The organism is Nocardioides ultimimeridianus, from assembly GCF_054777895.1.
In genome coordinates, this window is the sequence record NZ_BAAHAB010000028.1 from 1 (window position 1) to 2969 (window position 2969).

Annotated in this window: 4 protein-coding genes; 2 read left to right on the forward strand and 2 right to left on the reverse strand. The window is 64.6% G+C overall.

Features of this window, described 5'->3' with window-relative positions; genetic code table 11:
• Positions 1 to 485 precede the first annotated feature (485 nt).
• Together ACYU8V_RS22180 and ACYU8V_RS22185 are read left to right on the forward strand one after the other, a co-directional pair.
• Positions 486 to 1382 carry a hypothetical protein gene (locus ACYU8V_RS22180; protein WP_460850412.1) on the forward strand — a complete coding sequence of 299 codons (897 nt, stop codon included), beginning with the start codon at positions 486 to 488 and terminating at the stop codon, positions 1380 to 1382.
• A gap of 7 nt (positions 1383 to 1389) precedes the next feature.
• Complete coding sequence (locus tag ACYU8V_RS22185; RefSeq protein WP_460793000.1) at positions 1390 to 1638, forward strand: hypothetical protein; 249 nt, start codon at positions 1390 to 1392, stop codon at positions 1636 to 1638.
• A gap of 304 nt (positions 1639 to 1942) precedes the next feature.
• Here the strand turns inward: ACYU8V_RS22185 and ACYU8V_RS22190 are convergent, their stop codons facing one another.
• Both ACYU8V_RS22190 and ACYU8V_RS22195 read right to left on the reverse strand, forming a co-directional pair.
• Positions 1943 to 2341 (reverse strand): hypothetical protein, encoded by a 399-nt coding sequence (locus ACYU8V_RS22190; RefSeq protein WP_460850413.1) that lies wholly within the window; start codon positions 2339 to 2341, stop codon positions 1943 to 1945.
• Entirely contained in the window at positions 2335 to 2730 is a 396-nt protein-coding gene (locus ACYU8V_RS22195) for an IS3 family transposase (protein WP_460850414.1), read from the reverse strand. The genes ACYU8V_RS22190 and ACYU8V_RS22195 overlap by 7 nt, the downstream gene beginning before the upstream one ends.
• Positions 2731 to 2969 lie beyond the last annotated feature (239 nt).

A 2969-nucleotide genomic window follows, 5' to 3' on the forward strand; every position in this document is an offset into this window, starting at 1 on the left:
CGAGAGCGGCGAGTAGGGCACCGAGGATCACCTCAAAGCCCACCACCCCACGGGGCTCTGTCGGCACGGCTTTGGTCACGAATTCTGACTGCATTTGGTCGCCAATGTCGAACGGTCCCGGAGTGACCCTGCAGTCACATCCTGGTCGCGAATTCTGAGCGCAGTCGAAGCCGGGGACGACGCCCGGCGCCTGATGGGCACTCGGCGGAGCGCGGCTGTGGCTGCGGTACGACCACGTGATCGCCGCGGCGGCAGCGCGGGCCTGGCCTCAGCACCGATCGGCCTGACGCCCGCGACCCGGGGCCCCACAAGGCCGGGACCGACGGCCCGGGTTCCCGTGGTCAGTAAGTGTCATGTCCCTTCGAGTCTTGGCGGAGCAGACTCCCAGCGGGGGATTCACATGGCCACGCTCCAGCTCGGGCCTCGGGATCAAAGGGGATTGACTGAACATGGAATCGAAATACCAGAGGCGGCTCGCTGCCGCCGTGGCCGCAGCAGCCCTTGGCGCGGCAACGTTGTCCACACCACCGCCTGCGGCGCATGCCGACGACCTGTCTCTGACCTTCTTCGGTTACGACGGCAGCAGTGCCGTTGCTGACGCGGTCGCTGAGTCCATCATCCAGGGCAACACGCTAGCTGGGGCGCTGACTCTCGCCCAGTCGCTTGCCACTCTCACGGACCCACAGACACTGGTTGCGATCACCGACGTCCTCACCAATCCGCCCGACCCTTTCGATCCCGAGACCGCGGTAACGCAGCTGTTGGAGATTCCCGCCACCCTCGCAAGCGACACCGTCGGTGACAGCAGCAGCGGTCAAGCAGTCGCGGCCCTGAGCGCTACCACCCAGAAGACGAGCCGAGGGCGCGGACGGAAGACCACTGTCCAGCCCGCGCTCGCCGACCAATATGACAATGGTGAGCCCAAGGCGCAGAACGCGTACCGCTGGCAGCACCACAACAGTACGGCGGTCAAGATCTGGCTCGAAGAAACGACCAACTCGGGAACCTACCCCGTCGGCTACATCGTCGAGGACTACACCGCGAACACCTACTACGGGAACGGCCGCGACATGTACTTGTACGACGATATGAGGCCGGGATCGATCAGCCCGACCATCACCCGCTACTCGGCGAAGCTGCGACAGGACATCAACAACTGGCCCGACGACACCATCGCGATCTACAACTGCCCGACAGGCGGCACGTTCTTCACGTGCAATGCGAATGGTTACGTGGAGTCCGGCAATACCGACTGGTACTACGAACAAGTCAACTTCCGGATGAGCGAGGGCGCCGCGGTAGCCGACGTGCAGATCCAGACGCGTCGGGCACGTCAAAACAGTGCCGGCCTGACCTTCCCGATCGCCGCCACCGGAGGATGATGGATCCGTGACACTGACGCAGAGGCAGGTCTACGAGGCAATCAGCCTCGCGATAGACAACGCTGGTGAGGTCCTTGGCATGGCGATCTCAGCCGAGAACAAGGAGGACCTGTACTCCGCACTGGTTGACCGCTTCGGCATCACCGAGAACCAGGCGGACGTGATCGGCAGCTTCAGTTTCGGTCGAATGACCCGACAGGACCGTCAGTCGTTCGCCCAAAGGCTGGCTGCCGAGCCTGAGGAACCTCCGGCTTGAAGCCCGCAGAACGTCTTGCGGGCCGTCGGTGCCACATGGCTGCTCCGACTGTCACGGCTTCGACACGCCCCGCACCGGCGACCCTCTTCCCGAGCACAGGGCCCGGCCCGACCCAAGACGCTGAGTGACGCCAAAATTCACGACCAACGAAACCCCGATCCGGTGGGAGCGTCACGATTCGCGACCAAACGACATCAGAGATGACGATCAAAGCCACTGGCACGTCCCCCAACGCCGGGGCACCACTCGCGCAGGAGCGAGACCAGCCCTCACACCGGCAAGACACGTGGTTTGTCTGCCTGCCTCATATGTGCGGTGTGGCTTGACCGGTCGGACCGGCAGCAGACGGCTTCACCGCTGGCGCCTCTCCGAAGACGTCGGCCAGACCTTCGCAAGCCCCCTGCGGCACTAGCCTGAGCATCTCGCGGCAACGACGCTGCGCGTGCCCGATGCCATCCGCGTCGGTCACCGACTCATAGTCGGTCAGCGCACCAAGCAGCTCGTCTCGAAAGCTGGCGTCTGCATTGAAGCGGTACCTCTCGAGCACGCCCTCAAGCGCCGGGTCGACGATCGTCACTTGGAAGGTTGGGTCGCCGGCAATCCGACGCCGCAGTATCCCGTTGATGTGCTCGTCACGGAAGGAGTAGCCGACGACCACGAGTTCGGCGGCACGATGAAGCCAGGCGTCGAACTCTCTCAGCATCGCTGCGAAGGGGCCATCGCTTCGCACCTTCCCCCGTTGCCCGAAGATGACGCCCAAGCGGCCAGATGGCTCCGGTGCCGTGGGTAGGTCCGTCCTCCACGTAGGAAGGCGATGGCGAGAGATGGCTGCTCCCACCGTGGCGGCGGCACGCGGAGCTCTTCGCGGCGCCACAACCGTTCCACCCGTTTCACGTTGACGTCCCAGCCGTCGGCGACGAGCAGCGCGTGGACACGCCGGTAGCCGAACCGCGGATGCCGGTCGGCGTGCTTCTTCATCGCCGCGACGAGTTGTTGCTCGAAGTCGGTCGGCACCGGCTTGTACCGGTTGGACGAGCGGTGCTGGCCTACGACCTTGCAGGCGCGGCGCTCGGAGATCTTGAACTTGCGCACCAGGTGCGCGACTGCAGCCCGGCGGCGAGCCGGGCTCACCAGTTTCCAGTGATGATGGTTCGCAGTGTTGGTCGGCGTGGCCTGACTCGCAAGTTTCCTGGCCGATCCGTTTGGTGCCTTTCGCAGGACCTGTCGGCTTCGCCGGCCGCCACCACTTCCACATTGATAACGAGTTCCAGACAGAGCCCCGTGGGGTGGTGGGCTTTGAGGTGATCCTCGGTGCCCTACTCGCCGCTCTC

What these genes read in the sequence shown, in the direction of transcription:
- ACYU8V_RS22190 (WP_460850413.1), bottom strand. Translation starts at nt 2,341, where the DNA reads ATGCTGAGAGAGTTCGACGCCTGGCTTCATCGTGCCGCCGAACTCGTG.